The sequence below is a fragment of the Reyranella sp. CPCC 100927 genome, assembly GCF_007859315.1.
In the GTDB taxonomy this organism is placed as follows: domain Bacteria; phylum Pseudomonadota; class Alphaproteobacteria; order Reyranellales; family Reyranellaceae; genus Vineibacter.
The window spans coordinates 100,715-118,912 of record NZ_VOHA01000013.1 but is presented as its reverse complement, the minus strand read 5'-3'; the positions used below and the strand labels follow the sequence as shown (position 1 = coordinate 118,912).

Annotated in this window: 19 protein-coding genes; 10 read left to right on the top strand and 9 right to left on the bottom strand. The window is 66.2% G+C overall.

The window, feature by feature from the left end:
* Positions 1–78 precede the first annotated feature (78 nt).
* The 3 genes from leuD to FQU96_RS27930 form a co-directional block, all read right to left on the bottom strand.
* Complete coding sequence (leuD, locus tag FQU96_RS27940; protein ID WP_146544651.1) at positions 79–690, bottom strand: 3-isopropylmalate dehydratase small subunit; 612 nt, start codon at positions 688–690, stop codon at positions 79–81.
* 1 nt (position 691) lies between these two features.
* Positions 692–2,098, bottom strand: coding sequence for a 3-isopropylmalate dehydratase large subunit (gene leuC, locus FQU96_RS27935; protein WP_146544650.1), 1,407 nt, complete (start codon positions 2,096–2,098; stop codon positions 692–694).
* A 136-nt stretch (positions 2,099–2,234) separates the two neighbouring features.
* On the bottom strand, positions 2,235–3,137 hold the full coding sequence (locus FQU96_RS27930) for an oxaloacetate decarboxylase (protein ID WP_146544649.1): 903 nt from the start codon (positions 3,135–3,137) through the stop codon (positions 2,235–2,237).
* A gap of 95 nt (positions 3,138–3,232) precedes the next feature.
* On the opposite strand from FQU96_RS27930, the gene FQU96_RS27925 reads away from it, so the two are divergent.
* The 6 genes from FQU96_RS27925 (at position 3,233) to FQU96_RS27900 (ending at position 8,810) form a co-directional block, all read left to right on the top strand.
* Positions 3,233–4,234, top strand: coding sequence for an ABC transporter substrate-binding protein (locus tag FQU96_RS27925; protein WP_146544648.1), 1,002 nt, complete (start codon positions 3,233–3,235; stop codon positions 4,232–4,234).
* Between the two features lie 14 nt (positions 4,235–4,248).
* Complete coding sequence (locus tag FQU96_RS27920; RefSeq protein WP_146544647.1) at positions 4,249–5,103, top strand: ABC transporter ATP-binding protein; 855 nt, start codon at positions 4,249–4,251, stop codon at positions 5,101–5,103.
* Entirely contained in the window at positions 5,100–5,852 is a 753-nt protein-coding gene (locus tag FQU96_RS27915; RefSeq protein ID WP_146544646.1) for an ABC transporter permease, read from the top strand. Before FQU96_RS27920 ends, FQU96_RS27915 begins: the two co-directional genes overlap by 4 nt.
* A 10-nt stretch (positions 5,853–5,862) precedes the next feature.
* Entirely contained in the window at positions 5,863–6,606 is a 744-nt protein-coding gene (locus tag FQU96_RS27910; RefSeq protein WP_146544645.1) for an ABC transporter permease, read from the top strand.
* Entirely contained in the window at positions 6,593–7,405 is an 813-nt protein-coding gene (locus FQU96_RS27905) for a GntR family transcriptional regulator (RefSeq protein WP_146544644.1), read from the top strand. The genes FQU96_RS27910 and FQU96_RS27905 overlap by 14 nt, the downstream gene beginning before the upstream one ends.
* Positions 7,406–7,565: 160 nt before the next feature.
* Positions 7,566–8,810: a cyclopropane-fatty-acyl-phospholipid synthase family protein gene (locus tag FQU96_RS27900; protein WP_146544643.1), complete on the top strand. Its 1,245-nt coding sequence runs from the start codon at positions 7,566–7,568 to the stop codon at positions 8,808–8,810.
* A 145-nt stretch (positions 8,811–8,955) separates the two neighbouring features.
* Here the strand turns inward: FQU96_RS27900 and FQU96_RS27895 are convergent, their stop codons facing one another.
* Positions 8,956–9,729, bottom strand: coding sequence for a methyltransferase domain-containing protein (locus FQU96_RS27895; protein WP_146544642.1), 774 nt, complete (start codon positions 9,727–9,729; stop codon positions 8,956–8,958).
* Between the two features lie 67 nt (positions 9,730–9,796).
* Entirely contained in the window at positions 9,797–10,573 is a 777-nt protein-coding gene (locus FQU96_RS27890; RefSeq protein WP_146544641.1) for an acyl-CoA thioesterase domain-containing protein, read from the bottom strand.
* A gap of 166 nt (positions 10,574–10,739) precedes the next feature.
* Between FQU96_RS27890 and FQU96_RS27885 the strand changes: the two genes are divergently transcribed.
* The gene (locus FQU96_RS27885) at positions 10,740–11,621 is read left to right on the top strand and encodes a LysR substrate-binding domain-containing protein (RefSeq protein ID WP_255468597.1); all 882 of its coding nucleotides are present in this window, start codon (positions 10,740–10,742) and stop codon (positions 11,619–11,621) included.
* Here FQU96_RS27885 and FQU96_RS27880 read toward each other — a convergent pair.
* Complete coding sequence (locus FQU96_RS27880) at positions 11,618–12,517, bottom strand: DMT family transporter (RefSeq protein ID WP_146544640.1); 900 nt, start codon at positions 12,515–12,517, stop codon at positions 11,618–11,620. The two genes, FQU96_RS27885 and FQU96_RS27880, sit on opposite strands and share 4 nt — an antisense overlap.
* Positions 12,510–13,730: an MFS transporter gene (locus FQU96_RS27875; protein WP_146544639.1), complete on the bottom strand. Its 1,221-nt coding sequence runs from the start codon at positions 13,728–13,730 to the stop codon at positions 12,510–12,512. Before FQU96_RS27875 ends, FQU96_RS27880 begins: the two co-directional genes overlap by 8 nt.
* Before the next feature lie 80 nt (positions 13,731–13,810).
* Between FQU96_RS27875 and FQU96_RS27870 the strand changes: the two genes are divergently transcribed.
* Positions 13,811–14,683, top strand: a complete 873-nt coding sequence (locus FQU96_RS27870) for a LysR substrate-binding domain-containing protein (protein ID WP_146544638.1) — start codon at positions 13,811–13,813, stop codon at positions 14,681–14,683.
* Between the two features lie 236 nt (positions 14,684–14,919).
* Positions 14,920–16,452, top strand: coding sequence for a replicative DNA helicase (locus tag FQU96_RS27865; protein ID WP_146544720.1), 1,533 nt, complete (start codon positions 14,920–14,922; stop codon positions 16,450–16,452).
* Positions 16,453–16,480: 28 nt separating this feature from the next.
* Here the strand turns inward: FQU96_RS27865 and tsaA are convergent, their stop codons facing one another.
* Positions 16,481–16,954, bottom strand: coding sequence for a tRNA (N6-threonylcarbamoyladenosine(37)-N6)-methyltransferase TrmO (tsaA, locus tag FQU96_RS27860; RefSeq protein ID WP_146544637.1), 474 nt, complete (start codon positions 16,952–16,954; stop codon positions 16,481–16,483).
* A gap of 177 nt (positions 16,955–17,131) precedes the next feature.
* On the opposite strand from tsaA, the gene FQU96_RS27855 reads away from it, so the two are divergent.
* A complete protein-coding gene (locus FQU96_RS27855; protein ID WP_255468596.1) occupies positions 17,132–17,515 on the top strand; it encodes an SPW repeat protein in 384 nt (127 codons plus the stop codon).
* 61 nt (positions 17,516–17,576) lie between these two features.
* On the opposite strand, the gene FQU96_RS27850 is transcribed toward FQU96_RS27855, so the two are convergent.
* Entirely contained in the window at positions 17,577–18,152 is a 576-nt protein-coding gene (locus tag FQU96_RS27850) for an NADPH-dependent FMN reductase (RefSeq protein ID WP_146544636.1), read from the bottom strand.
* Positions 18,153–18,198 lie beyond the last annotated feature (46 nt).

Sequence of the window (18,198 nt, the reverse complement as noted above, 5' to 3'; positions counted from 1 at the left end):
TCGCCCGCATCTCCAGCGAAAGAGCGCATGGTCAAAGCATGAGCGGGCCAGAGGCCCGCGCTCCCGGGAAGGTCTGAATCAGAAATAGATCCACGGGCGCAGCGCACGGTCGCGGGCCTGGAACGCGGCAATATCCGGCTCACGCTGCAGCGTGACGCCGATCTCGTCGAGGCCCAGGAGCAGCGCTTCACGCCGGCCAGGGTCGACCTCGAAGTCGATCGCCACGTCGGCGGCCCGCACGGCTTGGTGTTCAAGATCGACGGTCACCGGGTGTGCCTGCTGATCGCGCCGAACGACGTCAGCCAATGCCTCGATCTTGTCGGCCGGCAACACGACCGGCAGAACGCCGTTCTGGAAGCAGTTGTTGAAGAAGATGTCGCCGAAGCTGGGCGCAATCACGCAGCGGATGCCGACGCACATCAGTGCCCACACCGCACCTTCGCGCGAACTGCCGCAGCCGAAATTGCGGCCCGCCAACAGGATGCGCGCGCCCTTGCAGGCGGGATCATTGAGGAAGAACGCCGGATCGTCGCCGCCATCCTCGCGATAGCGCAGCGCCTCGAAACAGTACGGCCCCAGCTCGGTGCGGCCGAGCGTGATCAGACGCTCGATACGCACGATGATGTCGGTGTCGATGTTCTGCCGCAGCAGAACGGCCGCCGGGGACGTGAGCGTGGTGAATTTGTCCATATCACGCTCCCAGCTTGCGGACGTCGGCGATCGTGCCGGTCACGGCGGCGGCCACCGCCATAGCCGGGCTGGCGAGGTGGGTGCGCGCCAGCGGTCCCTGGCGACCGACGAAGTTGCGGTTGGAGGTTGATACCGAGCGTGCCTTGGGCGGCACCTGCTCGCCGTTGGCGGCGACGCACATCGAGCAACCGGGCTGGCGCCACTGGAAGCCGGCGGCGCGGAAGATTTCGTGCAGTCCCTCGCGCTCGGCATCGCGGCGCACGATCTCCGAGCCCGGCACCACCCAGGCATTGACGCCGGATGCAACCTTGCGGCCCTTGGCGACCGCCGCGGCGGCGCGCAGGTCCGACAGGCGCGAGTTGGTACAGGACCCGATGAACACCCAGTCGACCTTGGTGCCTTCGATCGCCGCGCCGGGTAGCAGGCCCATGTAGTCGAGCGCCGCCGCCATCGCCTTGCGACGGTCGGGATCGGCGGCCTTGTCCGGATCGGGAATCCTGTCGCCGATCGCGATCACGTCCTGCGGGCTGGTGCCCCACGTGATCTGGGGCGCGATGGCGGCGGCATCGATCTCGTGCTCGACGTCGAACGATGCATCCGTGTCGCTGGGCAGCGTGCGCCAGAAGGCCACGGCGCGCTCCCACATCGCGTCGCGCGGCGCGAAGGGGCGGCCGTGCAGATAGCCGAAGGTCGTGTCGTCGGGCGCCACCATGCCCATCTTGGCGCCGAGCTCGATCGACAGGTTGCAGATGGTGAGGCGGCCCTCCAGCGGCAGTGCGCGGATCGCCGAGCCGGCATACTCCACGGCAAATCCGGTGCCGGCGGCCGCACCGATGCGGCCGATCAGGAACAGGATCATGTCCTTGGGCGTGACACCGGCTTGCGGCGTGCCCTCGAAGCGCACACGCATGCGCCGCGGCTTGCGCTGCACCAGGGTTTGCGTCGCCAGCACGTGCACCAGTTCGGACGAGCCGATGCCGAAGGCGAGCGCGCCCAACCCGCCATGCGTGCAGGTATGCGAGTCACCGCAGACAATCGTGGCGCCCGGCAGGCTGATGCCCATCTCCGGACCCACGACATGCACGATGCCCTGCCCCTCCTGGCCGAGATCGAACAGGCGGACGCCGGTCTGCGCCGCATACCGACGCAGGTCGCGCAGGAATTTGCCGCCCGTGGGATTGGTGTCCTCGGTACGGTCCGGCGCGCTCGACACGGCATGATCGGGCGTGGCGAACACCAGCTCGGGATTGCGCACGCGATAGCCCTTGGCCAACACGTCGGCGAGGCCGCGCGGCCCACCGAGGTCGTGCATGATGTGCCGGTCGATATGCAGCAGCGCGGTGTCGTTGCCGAGATCGGCCACGACGTGCTGCGCCCAGATCTTGTCGAACAGCGTTTGTCCGCCCATCGCTTCCTCTCTCGTTTGATGTTGTGTGCTGGGAGCGCGGGCGTCTCGCCCGCATCGGCGCGGCAGCGCCGACCATCGAAGTTTCGCCCTCCGCCGTCGCTACGGGCGAATGCGGGCGGGACGCCCGCGCTCCCAGCTACTCCGCCGCCTTGGGGGCCGGTAGCTGCCACTGTTTCTCGAACGCCCAGATGTCGGGGAAGCCCATCAGTTCGTGCAGGTTCTGGCCCGATACCTTGGTCTCGTAGAGCGGCACGTCGATGCCGAGGCTGGAGCCCGTCTCCTTGAGGTGCACGAAGGTGCGCCGCGCGGCCTCTGCAACAGCGCCCAGCGCCAGGCCGGGATAGATCGCGATCGAGAAACCCATCGCCTTCAGCTTGTCGGCCGGCACGACGGGCGTGCGGCCGAACTGCACCATGTTGGCCAGCAGCGGCTTGTCGATGGCCTTGCCGATACGCACGAGTTCATCCTCGCTCTCGGGCGATTCGACGAAGATCACGTCAGCGCCGGCACGCGCATAAGCCTCGGCGCGGCGCAGCGCTTCATCGAGGCCCAGCGTGGTGCGGGCATCGGTGCGCGCGATGATCAGCGTGTCCTCGCTGTCGCGGCTGTCGATGGCGACCCTGATCTTCAGCACCATCTCCTCGGCCGCGATGACGCGCCGGCCCGGCGTGTGGCCGCACTTCTTGGGCATCTCCTGATCCTCGATCTGGATGCCCTGGGCGCCGGCCCGCTCGTAGCCTCGTACGGTGTGGCGCACGTTCACCAGGCCGCCGTAGCCGGTGTCGGCATCGGCGATCAGCGGCGTGCGGGTGCCCTCGCAAATGGTACGCACCCGCCCCACCATGTCGGTGTAGGTCGCGAGCCCCGCGTCGGGCAGGCCCAGGTACGAGGCGGTGACGCCATAGCCGGTCATGTAGAGGGCGGGAAAGCCCATCGCATCGGCAATGCGCGCGGTGATCATGTCGAACACACCCGGCGCGAGCACGAACTGGCCCGACGACAGAACACTGCGCAGCGACGCTTGCTTGGATTTGGCCATGACAATTTTCCTTGCCGATCCGCAATTGTTGTACATGTCATCATAAGATGATAACAACATGACTTGTCAACAAACCAGATGGGAGGAATGAGGGCATGAAGTGCTCCAGGCTCGGAAAATTCGTGCGGACGGCCCTGCTGGCGGGTGCAGCCTCGATGCTGGCGGCGGCCCCCACGCGCGCTGCCTCGGAGATCGTGGTCACCCACTGGTCGGCATTGCTGTACGGCGTGCCCTACGCGATCGCGCAGGCGAAGGGCTACTTCAAGGAAGAGGGCGTCGACCTCTCGGGCATCCTGTCGTCCAAGGGCGGCGGCACCAGCGTGCGCAACCTGATGGCGGGCGAGACGCTCTACGCCGAGGTCGCGCTGCCGGCCGCGCTGGCGGCGATCAAGGAAGGCTTTCCGATCCGCATCATCAATGCCGGCACCGACGGCTCCAGCGGCATCTACATCACACGCGAGGGCGAGAAGATCGACAAGCCCGAGGACCTGAAGGGCAAGCGCTTCGCCTACAGCCGCCCCAAATCGGTGTCGGAGAGCGGCGTGATTGCAGCCCTGAAGTCGCATGGGCTCAAGGCATCGGACGCCAAGCTGATCGCCGCCGGCGACATCGGCGCCGGCATCACGGCGCTGGAACACGACAAGGTCGATGTCGCCATCATCCCCGAGCCGATCTTCTCGACCAAGATGAAGGACGGTGCGAAGTACAAGCCCCTGCCCTGGTTCGGCAAGGACGTGCCGCGCTACACCCAGACCGTGGGCGTCGCCACCATCGAGACCATCGAGAAACGCGGCAAGGAACTGGCGGCGCTGATCAAGGCGCGTCGGCGTGGCGTGGAGTTCCTGTACGCCAACCCCGAGGAGACCGCGAAGATCCTCGCCAAGGCCTACAACATGCCGCTCGACATCGCGACAGCCGCCATGGCCAACGCCAAGGCGCAGACGCCGACATGGTGGAATCCCGGCCGGCTCGACTTCGAGGGTATGAACAACATGTCGGAGGCGCTGGCTTCGGTGGGTGCGCTGGCACTGCCGATCGACTGGAAGACGGCCGTCGACGACCGCTTCGTGCCGCCCGATCTCAAGGCCATGCGCTAACGCGGGCAGTGACGATGACCATCGATCGCACATCGGTGCACGCAGCCCTGGCCGGCGTGACACGGGTCTACCCGGCGCGCGCCGGGCAGCAGCCCGTCCACGCTCTGGGACCGCTCGACCTGGAATTACGGCATGGCGAGTTCTTCAGCGTCGTGGGCCCTTCGGGCTGCGGCAAGTCCACGCTGCTGGATGTGCTGAGCGGGCTCGCGCCACCGTCGGACGGACAGGCCTCTTTTGAAGGCAAGGCTCTGGGCGACAACGTGCCTGACGGTATCGGCGTGGTGTTCCAGGAAGACGCATCGTTCCCCTGGCTTACGGTCGGGGACAACGTCGCCTTCGGCCTGCGCCGGCGTGGCACCGATCCGGCAGAGATCCGCCGCCGGGTCGACTATGCGCTGGGTTTCATGGGCTTGCTGGCCTTTGCCCAGGCCTATCCGGCACAGCTCTCCGGCGGCATGCGCCAGCGTGTCTGCATCGCGCGCACCTTGGTGATGCAGCCGCGGCTGATCCTGCTCGACGAGCCGTTCGGGGCTCTCGATCAACAGACGCGTCTGCTGATGGGCGATGAGCTCTTGCGCCTGTGGCGCGAGACCGGCGCTACCGTGATGCTGATCACCCATGCGCTCGACGAAGCCAACCTGCTGTCGGACCGCATCGGCGTGATGAGTGCCCGGCCCGGGCGCTTTATCGCCATCGTCGAGACCGGCTGGAGCCGCGACCGCGATTCCACGCTGGCCGAGGACCCGCGCTTCGGCGCCGTCAGCTCGCGGCTGTGGTCATATTTGCGGCCCGAATCGCTGCGGGCGCTGGGCCAACAGGTGCCGGCCGCCGCGCAATCGGCAGATCCGCTGATGAGCGCCGCTCAATGAGCGGCGCTGGGTGGATCCGGCTTGTGGTGGTGGCGATCATGGTGGGCGGCCTGGAGGCTGCCTGCCGCCTGGGTGCCCTGCCCGCCACAGCGATCATTGCCCCCAGCGAGATGCTGCGCGCGATGGTCGAAGCCTTGACGTCGGGCGAGATCGCCACGGACATTCGCCTGACGTTCACCGCCGTGGCAATTGCCGCGTCGCTGGCCGTCGCCGGCGGCTTCGTTCTGGGCTTCCTGATCCACCTTTCGCCGCGACTGCGCGCCGCGCTCGACCCGTTGCTGGCTGCCTACTACGCCATCCCGCATGTGGCATTCTATCCGCTGCTGATCGTCGTCTTCGGGCTCGGTATCGGGCCGCTGATCGTGCTGGCGACCGCTTTCGGCATCGTGGCGATGATCATCGCAACCTTGACCGGGCTCGACCGCGTGCCGCGCGTGCTGATGCGCACCGCCCGTGTCCATCGCCTCTCGCCGCTGCAGGAGATGGTGCTGGTGCGTCTGCCGGCGGCGATGCCGCATTTGCTGTCCGGTGTGAAGCTGGCGTTGTCCTATGCCTTCATCGGCGTCATCGCCGGCGAATTCATCCTGTCGACGGCGGGTGTCGGCCATGCCATCGCCTACGCCTATGACAATTTCGACAATCGCCGCATGTACGGACTGATCGTCTTCGTGATCGGCTTCATGGTGGTGGTGAATACGATGGTGTTGCTGTGGGAGCGGCGCCTGGCCCAGCGCCGCGGTGCGCGATGAGGGGGCAGACATGACCATCGCGGCAAGAGGGCGCGACAGCATCCTGGTCCTGATCGCCATCCTGGCGGTCTGGCAGGCGATCAACCTGGTCGGCGGCGACAACCTCATGACGTCGCCGCTGGCCACCGTGCAACATGCCATCGACATGATGGGACAGGCACGCTTCTGGCCGCATCTGCGCGAAACGATCACCGCCTATCTCGCGGCGCTGGCCATTGCGGTGCTGGGTGGTGTCGGCTTCGGCGTGTTGCTGGGCGCGCACCGACTGACCGGTGACGTGGCCGAGCCGATCTTCGTGGCGCTGTACTCGATCCCCAAGGTGACACTATATCCGGTGATCCTGCTGGCATTCGGCCTCGGCATCCAGGCCAAGATCGCATTCGGCGCCCTGCATGGCATCATCCCGATCGTCATCTTCTCCTTGAATGCCGTGCGCCAGATCAACCGCACCTGGCTGCGCACGGCGCGCACGATGTCGCTGACGCCGCTGCAGACCGTGCGCCACGTCATCATCCCCGCCACGGTGCCCGAGATCTTCTCGGGCCTGCGGGTGGGTGCGGCGCTGACACTGCTGGGAACCATGCTGGGCGAGCTGTTCGCCTCCCAGCGCGGGCTGGGATTCCTGCTGATGACGGCGATCGACCTGCACGACGTGAAGACGATCATGGCCATTGCCCTCTTGATCACGCTGTTTTCCGTCGCCATGAACACGGTCATGCTGACGCTGGACCGACGCCTCCATGCCCGATTCTGAAACACCGCCTGATGGGACGATCGCCCTGGCGCGCGTCCAGGGCTCGCCGCTGCATCACCAGGTCTACCTGATCCTGCGCGACACGCTGCGGTCGGGCCGCTACCGGCCGGGCGAGATGCTGCCGACCGAGGATGCGCTGTCGACCCAGTTCGGCGTGTCACGGATCACCATTCGCCGGGCGCTCGACACGTTGGAGCGTGCAAACCTGATCGAACGGCGCCAGGGCAAGGGCACCTACATCCGCCGCGACGCCCCCTCCTCGCCGATTCACGTGCCAATCTACAGCATTATCGAGCAGATCACCCGGCTGGGCGCCACGACGGATGTACGGGTGATCGAGTTCAGCCACGAGGCGCCGCCGCCGGACGTGCGCGCACTCTTCGGCCTGGAGGAGACGCAAACACTGCAGCGCGCCGTGCGCGTGCGCCTGCAGAACGGCGAGCCCTTCGTGCATCTCACCACGTTCGTCGCCGAGCGGGTGAGCGCTACCTTCGGTCGGGCCGACATGGAGCGGATGTCGCTGTTCGACCTGATCCATCGGGCCGGCGTGCGGCTGCATTCCGGCCACCAGACAGTCAGCGCCACGCTCGCCACGCCGCTGATCAGCCAGCGCCTGAACGTCAAGATCGGCTCGCCGCTCCTGCGCACCATCCGCGTACTCAACGACGCCGAAGGCCACCCTATCGAGCACCTCGAGGTGCTGGCATCCCCGGAGTTGTTTCAACTGCGCTTTTCATTGGAGCCAGACGACCTCGCAGCCATCCATCAGCGCCGCGCCGAGCCATCCTCGCCCCCCTGAGGGCAGCGGCTGCGTGTCTGGCATAGGTGGTCTGATAAAAGCCGCGAAGGGCTTTACAGAATCACCACTGCGTTCCTAAATTTAGCAGTGAGACATTAACTGGTACGCGTCGTCGGGTGGCAATGCTTTCCCTGGCCCGACGACAGCGGCGGGGATTGGGATGCTGCTGGCGAAAATCCTGCGGAGGCTGGTGCGCACCGGGACGTTGACACTCGTCGACGCCGCGGGGCAGCCACATCGCGTCGAAGGCAGTCAATCCGGACCGGACGTCACGGTCCGCTTTCGTGACCATGTGACGCCCTGGCGGCTGGCTCTCAGTCCGCGCCTGGCCATCGGCGAAGCGTACATGGACGGCACGCTCACGATTGATGACGGCCGCCTGGTCGAGTTTCTCGACCTGCTCGGCCGCAACATGGCAACGATGGAGCGCTCCTGGTGGCTGGCCTGGTCCTTCCGCGTGCAGCGATTCACGCGCTGGATTCAGCAGAGCAATCCCATTGGCCGCGCCCAACGCAACGTCGCGCACCACTACGACCTCAACGGCGCGCTCTACGCCCTCTTCCTCGACCGCGACCGACAATACTCCTGTGCCTACTTCCCCAATTCCGACGCTACTCTCGAGGTGGCTCAGGCGGCCAAGAAGCGCCACATCCTGGCCAAGCTCCGAGTCGAGCCGAATCACAAGGTGCTCGACATCGGCTCGGGCTGGGGCGGTCTGGGCCTCTACATCGCGCGCGAGAGCGGCGCCGACGTCACCGGCGTCACGCTCTCCAGCGAGCAACATGCCGTCTCCACGCAGCGCGCCGCGACCGAAGGACAAGGCACGCGCGTCAACTTCAAGCTGCAGGACTACCGTCTGGAGACGGAACGCTACGATCGCATCGTGTCGGTCGGCATGTTCGAACATGTCGGCGCCGTCCATTACGACGAATACTTCAGCAAGGTGCGTGATCTACTGAGTGATGACGGTGTCATGGTACTGCACGCCATCGGCCGCATGGAGCCACCCGGCGGCACCAACCCGTGGATCCGCAAGTACATCTTCCCGGGCGGCTATACACCCGCCCTGTCGGAGGTGCTGGCGTCGATCGAGCGCGTGGGCCTATGGGTCACGGATATCGAGATCCTGCGGCTGCACTACGCCGAGACGCTGCGGCACTGGCGTGACCGCTTCATGCAGAACCGCGAGGAGGTCAAACGGCTGGCCGGCCTCGATGACCGCTTCTGCCGCATGTGGGAATTCTACCTCGCCGCGTGCGAGATGAGTTTCCGTCACATGAACCAGATGGTCTTCCAGATCCAGATCGCCAAGCGTGTCGACAGCGTGCCGCTGACCCGCGACTACATGTACGACGCCGAGCGCACCACCGACTTGCCCCTGCCGCGACCGGTGGCAGCGGAGTAATAGTGGCACCACGGTCAACCGGGGCGGTCACGGCCGCCGCAGCCAGAGTCATCCCGAGCGCAGCGAGGGATCTCCTGCGTAAGACGCACAGCACGCCGCTCGCAGGAGATCCCTCGCTGCGCTCGGGATGACGAGGGCCCCACCCTCACTGACGACGCTGCGCCAATATGAAAAGCCGGCGGAAGGGAAACAGCGTGCTGCCGCCGGCCTCCGGTGGATAGGCCGCCCGCACGCGCGCCCGGTAGTCGGCCTCGAAGGCGCCGCGTTCGGGCTCCTGCAGCCGGTCGAGGAACTGCTTGAGCCACGAACCCTTCACGAACTCGGCCACGGGGTTCTCGCCCTTCAGCACCTGCAGATACTCGATCTCACAGATGTCGAGCGAGGCGGCCCGGCCCTCCAGGAGCCGCCAATAGTCCTGTGGCGCGCCGACCGGCCGGCGCCGCAGCAGCGGCTCCAGCGCTGCCCGCCACGGTCCCTGCTCGATCGTTTCGATGACGCAGGTGTGTGACGGTGCAGCGAAATTGCGTGGCATCTGGACCGCCATCCAGCCGCCGGGCGCCACGGTCTCGAGCAATGCCGGAAACAGCGTGTCGTGGCCGTCCAGCCAATGCAGTGCCGCGTTGCTGTAGAGCACATCGACGGACCGATCCGGTCGCCATGTCGCGAAATCGGCCTGTACGAAGCTGGCCTGCGGATAGTCGGCGCGCGCCTTGGCCAGCATCTGCGGCGAGGAGTCGACGCCGATGAGCTTCGCCTGCGGCCAGCGCTGCTGGAACAAGGGCGCCAGATTGCCCGCGCCGCATCCCAAATCTACGACGGTGGCAGGCGCCGCGGCCGGAATGCGCGCCAGCAGATCCAGCGCCGGCCGCAGCCGCTCACCGGCGAATTTCAGATACTGGGTCGGATCCCAATCGCTCATGGTCGCTACCTCTCCATCGGCAACGACCGTGCCTGAAGGCCCTAACGCCGACAAGCATCGCCGCCTGTCATGCCTCCGCCGGCACCGGCTTGGGCAGCGGCATCAGCGCCACGGCCATGGAGACACAGCCGATTTCCCCCTCGACATCCAACAGCGCACCGCGCCCCATACCCAGGCCGCGCGCCGGCTCCCAGCGGGTGGTCGGCTGGACCCCGATCCAGTCGCCACGCGGCGGCCGGAACAGGTGGACCGTCAGGTTGGGATTGGGATCGGCCAGGACGTTCGACAGCGGCCTCGCGATGCCATGAGCCCAGTCCGCCGGCCCCAGCACCCGCGCCAGCGGGCCCGCGCCCTCGACCACGTCCACGGTCAAGCGGAACCAGGCGACACCGTCGCCACTGCGGACTTCCATCGCATCCATGAACCAGGGGCCGCCATGCGGCGCCCTCGTCGTGCGCAACGGCAGTTGTGCCGGATCGACATCGCGAAACGCATCGCCGCCGAAGGCCGGCACGGCGATGGCCCGCTCGCGCGCCAGCGTCACCCGGACAGTCGCGCACGGCTCGGCCTCGCCGTCCGGCCACAGCGTATTGTCGACCACGGCAACGCGCCCGCCGGCACGCACGACAGCGACCTGCGTGCGCAGACGCGCTTTCGGTGTCGGTCGGAAGAACCAGGCTGCGGCACTGACGGCACTGCCCCACCCCTGCGCCGCAGCCTGGGCCTCGATCTCGGCCGTCAGCAAGCCCGCCACCGCGCCGCCCTGCAGGCCGACAAACGGACCGGACGCCAGCGCTGACGGCCCATAGGTCCCGCTCTGCGAATCGAAGTCGAATACCGCCACGTCCCCCTCCACCAACATCGGACGCGCCGACGACCGATGAACCTGCTTGATCGATCCTGCAATCTGGCCAAGTGTCAGGTGGCAAACAAAGGGCCGATCCTCACCTAAGATGAAATCTGCTCATCTCTCAGAAAATCCCCTGTCGCCCGCGCAGGCAATCCCGCCGTTGTCGGCGCTGCTGGCCTTTGAACGCGCCGCGACCCACCTCAGCTTCCGGCGCGCGGCGCAGGACCTGGCGATCAGCCCCTCCGCCGTCAGCCACCAGATCCGCGGGCTGGAGGAACGCTTCGGTGTGCGCCTGTTTGCCCGGACCGGGCGCGCGGTGCGTCTGACGCCCGACGGCGAGCGCTACCTGCACGCAGCATCGGCAGGCTTATCATTGCTTGATGAGGCCGGCCGCGCGTTGCACCGGCGCGGGCGCGGCGGCCCGCGCGAGTTGCGGGTCAGCGCGCTGCCGTTCTTCACCAGCACCGTGTTGATCCCGTCCCTGGCCGCGTTCACCAGCCGCCATCCGGACCTGACCGTGCATATCGAAGCAACCCACCAGTACGCCGATTTCGACAACGCCGGCGTCGATGTCGCCATTCGCTACGGCCGCGAGCGCTCGGCAGGACTGCGTCTGGAGCCACTGGTGGACGTGCGCAGCCAGCCGGTGTGCGCGCCCATCATCGCGCGCGCCGGCTTGCGCAAGCCCGCGGACCTGGCGCGACAGGTGCTGATCCATGTCGACCAGCAGCCACGGGCATGGCCGGCATGGCTCAAGGAAATGGGGGTCGCACATTTGAAGCCGCGCGGTGATCTTTGGTTCGATTCCATGCCCGCGGCACTTGAAGCCGCCGAACAGGGGCTCGGCGTGGCGCTGGCGATGTACCCGCTGATCAAGGGCCGCCAAAGTTTCGGCACCCGGTTGGTGATGCCTTTCGACGGGCGTGCCGAGCGCAGCAGTACGCTGTACTTCGTTTGCCGGCCCGAGCAAGCCAAGGACAGGCGGATCAGCGCCTTTCGACGGTGGCTGATCGCAGCCGTCGCACGCGCCAGCGGCCACTAGGCGTCGCGACGCGGCATCAGCGGCCACCGGATTGGCCACTTGCGGTTCACGGCAATCGTCGCGGTCGCGATTGCCAGCATGCCGGCGATCTGGGCCGGCGTCATCCGCACGTCGTAGACCCAGGCATCGGCGATCAGCGCCGTGACCGGATAGATGAAGGTCAGGGCGGCGATGGCCGCACCGGACAGCCGCGGATAGGCGGCATACATCAGCACGTAGACGATTCCCGTATGCAGTACGCCCAACCCGATCAACCAGGGCCATGCGGGCGAGACGAGTTGCTGCGCACCTGGTGTTGCAAGCGGCGCCATCAGTGCGACACCCATGATCGTATGCGCCAAGGTCACGACGGCGGGCCTTGTCTGCGTGATGGCCTTGGCGGCGACGACGGCGCCAGCGTAGAGCAGCGAGGCGGCCAGTGACAAACCAGCGCCCAGCAAAACGACGCCGGCCTCCCCTTTCAATCCCGGATCGAAGCCGACCGCCAGCACCAGTCCTGCGAAGGCGAACAGTACCCAGACGATCTGGTCGCGTGTCGGCGCATCGCGGAAGGCGAACCAGACCAGGAGCAGCACCCAGAAAGGCTGCACGTGATAGACGATGGTCATCAGCGTGATCGAGATCGAGGCCAACGCCTCGAATCCCAGGACCCAATTCGCCACGATGCACAAGCCACCGACAATGGTCAGAACAACGTCACGGCGGTTGCCGAATGGTCGCCGCAGGTAGCCCGCCAACACACAGAAAACCAGCATCGCCGCGGCACCGATGGCGCACCGCCAGAAGACGGCGTTCAACGCGCCGACACCGCTTTCCTTGACGAACAGACCGATCGTGCCGGCGATCGCCATGGCGAGGCTGAGTTGCAGGGTGGGGCCGATACGGCCGTTAGTCATCGCCTGCGGCCTCCAAGGCGCAGGGACGCGGCCGTTCGCGCACCATCAGGTGAAAGGCCGCCGCGCTGAGACTGAGGCCGACGACAGCAACCCATACCAGCGTGTAGCTGCCGGTGCGGTCGAACACGAAACCGCCGGCCCAGGCGCCTGCAAAGGCGCCGATCTGATGTCCGACGAAGGCAATGCCGAACAGGAATCCCAGCTCGCGCCGCCCCCAGAGATCGGCGACCAGGCCGGACGTCAGCGGAACGACCCCGGTCCACAGCAGACCGATCAACGCCGCGAAGACGATCGCCGACGGTGCCGAGGGCGGCAGCGCCAGGAAGCCGAGGACGACCGCGGCCCGAGCAATATAGACCACCGCCAGAACGCGCGCCTTGGGCTGGCGGCCACCGGCGAGACCGGCGAGGTAGGTTCCTGGAATGTTAAAGGCGCCGATGCAGGCGAGCACCCCCGCTGCGACGGCGACGGACAACTCACCGTCCGTGAGGATCGTCGGCAGATAGGTGGCGATGAAGGCAAGCTGGAAGCCGCAACTGGCAAATCCCAGGTTCAGCAACCAGTAGTCACGATCGGCGATCGCCGCGGCGAAGGCGCCGCCGACCGGCACCGCGGCTGCGCCGGCTGGCGGCGGCCGCTTTTCGGTGAGCCCCAGGCCAAGCAACGGCATCGTCGCGGCAACGGCGGCCAGGACCAGGAAGGTCGTTCGCCAGTCGGCGACGTCGAGCAGCACGCTGGTCGCCGGCACCATGGCGAACATGCCCACCGAGCCGGCGGCGGATGCCACGCCCAGATGCCGGCTACGCTGCCTCTCGGGCACGAGACGCCCGATGAGCGCGAGGATCACGGCGTAGGTCGTGCCGCTTTGCCCCAGGCCGACCAGTACGCCCAGGCCGAGGATAAAAAAGGCGCTATCGGCCGCCACGGCAGCCAGGCCGAGGCCGAGCGCGTAGCAACCACCGGTGCCGACCACGACCCATCGCGCCCCGATACGATCAGCCACCAGGCCCGCGAACGGCTGCGTGAGGCCCCACACCAGGTTCTGGATGCCGACCGCCAGGCCGAAGACTTCGCGCGAGAAACCGAGGTCAGCTGTGACCGGGCGCAGGAACAGCCCGGAGACCTGGCGCACGCCCAGCGCGATCGTCATGACCAGCGAGCCGCAGATCAGGGCGATTATCCAGGACGGCAGCAATGAGGTGCGTGTGTGCATGGCGCATGCTCATCGGACACGCGACTTCACACAAACGAATAGATTTGAATATCCACTTCAATTTGACTTATGCTTTGACGATGGTCGAGCATCTAAGCCTGGATCTGCTGCGCCTGCTGGTCGCCGTCGCCGATGCCGGCACCTTCAGTCGCGCCGCCACGGCCCTGGGACGTACCCAGTCCGCCGTCAGCATGCAGGTGCGCCGTCTGGAGGACATTGCCGGCCGCCCGCTCTTCATTCGTGAACCGCGGCGCGTGCGGCTCACGCCCGCGGGCGAAAGCCTCGCGGGCTACGCACGCCGCATCTTGGCACTGGAACGCGAAGCGCGTGCCGATCTGGTCGAGGACCAGCTCTCTGCCGTGGTGCGTCTGGGCGTGCCGGATGACTATGCCCATCTCCTGCCCGACCTGCTGCAACGCTTCGCCGAGCGCTACCCGAAGATCATCGTCGATCTGACGTGTGGCGAGAGCGCGCGGCTGTTCCCCGCCATCGACGCGGGCGAGATCGATCTTGCCATCGTCACGCGCGGTACCGGTCAGGACGCCGAGGTGCTGCGCCGCGAGCCTTTGGTCTGGATCGGGCCCCGTACCGCTTATCCCGAGCGCCGCGAGCCGCTGCCGCTTGCTCTCTATCAGCCCGGCTGCGTCGCGCGCGATCACGTGCTGCGGGCGCTGGCGAAGGGCGATCGGACGTGCCGCCTCGCCTACGAAAGCCCGAGCATGACGGGCCTGCTCGCGGTCGTGCGTGCCGGCCTTGCTGTTGCCATCCTGGCCCGAACGAGCGTGCCGCCTGATCTGCGAATCATCACCGCCGATGTCGGCCTGCCGTCCCTGCCGACCGTTGAAATCGGCCTGGCGCGCAACCGCGCAGCGACATCACCGGCCATCGAAGCGCTCGCGACCCTGATCGTCGATACGATCGGAGCCCCTATGCTGGATGCGGCAGCTGACTAGCCTGCGCCCGCTACGACTAACCCCGCAGAACGGCGTACGCAACGAACAGTGGCGCCAAGCACCGCCAACACCGTTACAGAGTGACGCACGCGCCGATGGACGTCGATGTACGGGGAGGTAATTACGGTATAGGACGCACTGGCCCGTGTGAGCGAGATGCTCTTATCGACAATACACACAGTTCCCACAGGCGAAGGCTGCGTGCGCCCCTCTTACGAACGGAATAGCGTCTGTTGATGGACCCAGCCCCCAAGGACAGCAACGTTACCCGCCTGCCCCATGCCGGCGACGACGTGCAACTCCGCGAACCGCCGCACAATTTCCAGGTCGAGCAGGCACTGCTCGGCGCAATTCTGGTCAACAACCTCGCCTATAACCGGGTCTCCGACTTCCTCAAGACGGAGCATTTTGCCGATCCTCTGCACGGGCGGATCTTCGATACCGCCGCCCGCATGATCGAGCGCAGCCAGGTCGTCGACTACAAGACGCTGCGGACCTTCTTCGAGAACGACGAGACCCTGGTCGCTGCCGGCCGCCAGAACTATCTGGCCGAACTTGCCGCCGCCGCCATCAGCATCATCGACGCCGGCGACTACGGACGGCAGATCCACGACCTCTTCCTGCGGCGCCAGTTGATCGACGTCGGCGAGACGATGGTGAACGACGCTTTCGTGCGCGACATCGAAGCGCCGGCGCTGATGCAGATCGAGGTCGCCGAAAAGAAGCTGTACGAGCTGGCATCGGCCGGTCAGATCGAAGGCGGCTTCCGTCCGTTCAAAATGGCGATCACGGAAGCGGTGGAACAGGCGGAAAGCGCCTACAAGCGTGTCAGCGGCCTGACCGGCGTCGCGACCGGCCTGCATGCGCTGGATCACCTGCTGGGCGGCCTCCACCACAGCGATCTGATCATCCTCGCCGGGCGTCCCAGCATGGGCAAGACGGCGCTGGCCACCAACATGGCGTTCCATGCCGCGCGCAACTACCGCGAGGAGTTCGATGAGAACAACCAGCCCAAGGTGGCCGAAGGTGCCGTGGTCGGCTTCTTCTCGCTGGAAATGTCGGCCGAGCAGCTTGCCACCCGTATCCTCGCGGAACGGTCCGAGGTGTCGTCGGAAAAAATCCGCCGCGGCGAACTGAACGCGCACGACTTCGACCAGGTTCTGGCCTGCAGCCGCGAACTGGAAATGATGCCGTTGTTCATCGACGACACGCCAGGACTCACCGTGCAAGCGCTGCGCACGCGCGCGCGACGGCTGAAACGCCAGCATGGGCTGGGCCTGCTGGTGATCGACTATCTGCAGCTGCTGCAGGGCGCCTCGCGCGGCCGCGACGCCAATCGCGTGCAGGAAATCTCCGAGATCACCCGTGGGCTGAAGATGCTGGCCAAGGAGCTGAACGTGCCGGTGATCGCACTGTCGCAGCTCAGCCGTGCCGTCGAGCAGCGCGAGGACAAGCGGCCGCAGCTCGCCGACTTGCGTGAGTCGGGCTCGATCGAACAGGACGCCGACGTGGTGATGTTCGTCTATCGCGAAGAGTACTACCTGACCCGCAGCGAGCCGACGCGGCGGCCGGACGAAAGCGACGAACGCTTCAACGAACGGCATGACCAGTGGAAGCAGCGCTGCGAGCAGGCCTACGGCAAGGCCGAGACGATCGTCGCCAAGCAGCGCCACGGCCCCACCGGCGCAGTGCGGCTGAAGTTCGAAGGCGCCATCACCAAGTTCGACAACCTGCCGGCCGACGACAGCTACGTGCGGGACCAGTATTGAGTTCCTTCTCCCGTAAACGGGAGAGGGATCAACGCGTCCGGTGTTTTTCGAGCCAGCCCATGGTCGCTTCCGGCACGCTGTCGGTGCTGGGCAGGTAGGGCTTGATGTCCAGCAACGGCGTGCCGTCGAGGCAGTCGAGGTAGCGCACCTTCAACGTATCCGCCGTTGCAAAGCCGTCGAAGGCAACCACCGACATGCCCAGCTTGTTGGGTCGTCGCGGCGCGCGCGTGGCGAACACGCCCCGCGGCGTGGCGTCGAACGGCGGCGTGAACGTGAGTTCGGTCACGCGCATCTCGTGCAGCGCATAGATCAGGATCAGGTGCGAGAAGCCTTCCAGGCTCTGCAGGCCGGGCTGGAACTCCTTGAACACATGCGCAAGACAGATCGGCGCCGGATCGAGCTGGCGGCCGTTGCGCGGGCAGTCGGCCAGCGTCTTGAACGGCGTCTCGATACGGCCGATGGCCTGCAGGACCGGCAGTTCATCTACATTGTGATGGGCCATGATTGCCGCGCCGTGGTGAAAATTCTGATTGCCACACTACCGCAAAGGATATCTTGCCGGCGCACCCAATCGCGCCCATGCTCACATGGTCAGGTATACGAACGGCCCCTTGCGTGGTTCGTTTCGGACCTCGCATCGCGTCCTGGTATGCCTTGGCATGCGTCCAAGGAGGGTTCCATGGACACCATGCGGATGTTGTTGAGTACCCATCGGTCCTGGGAGGACTGGGCCGTGATGGGCTTCGGCGCGCTGATCGTCGTTTCCCCCTGGCTGACGCCGGGTGAGGCGGCGACCTTGTCGCAGACCATCGTGATCAACGCGGTTGTCGTCGGGTTGATCGTTTGCGCGTTGGCCGCACTGGAAATGCTGGCGCTTGAGCACTGGGAAGAAGCGATCGGCTTCATCTGCGGCGCGTGGCTGATGATATCGCCTTACGTCCTGGGCTACATCGGTGATGGCGCCCTGCGCTTCTGGCATGTCGGCCTGGGCGCCTTGGTGGCGCTCTTCGCCGTCATGGAGTTCTGGCAGGACACAGGCCCGGAAGGGACGGAGAAGTCGTAGCGCTCTGCGCCCTCTCCACGCCAAAGACGTGAAGAGGGCTGGCCGCCACAACGTCCCGTTGTCACACCACCGTGGCGGCAGCCCGGTAGCGATGTACCTCGCGCACCAGGGATGCACCGAGGTCCTTGATCAGCTTGACGGCCATCTCGTCGTTCAGCGTGCCGTCAGCGCCGAACTTCGTATGCGCCGCACCGATCATCACCTCTGGCTTGTTGATGGGGCGACCATCGAGGAACACCATGATCTGGCGCAGGTGGTATTGCGCGCGGGCGGTACCGAGGACGCCCATCGAGGCACCCAGCAACGCGATCGGCTTGACGGCAAAGGGCTGTGGTGTGGTGCGCGACAGCCAGTCGATGGCATTCTTGAGCACGCCCGAGGTCGAATAGTTGTACTCCGGCGTGGCGATCACGACAGCGTCGGCGCCATGGATCGTGTCGCGCGCCGCAGCCACGGCGGCAGGCACACCGGCCTCCAGGATTTCCTGGTTGTAGAGCGGAAAGTCGCCGATCTCGACCGGCACCACTTTGGCCCCTTCCGGCAGATTCTGTGCAAATATTGACAGCGCCAGGCGGTTGAACGACGCCTTGCGCAGACTGCCGCACAGGCCGGCAATCGTGATCGGATCTTGGCTCATCAAGAGGCTCCCCCAGGACCTTAAACGCCCACGCACCCTGCCTCAC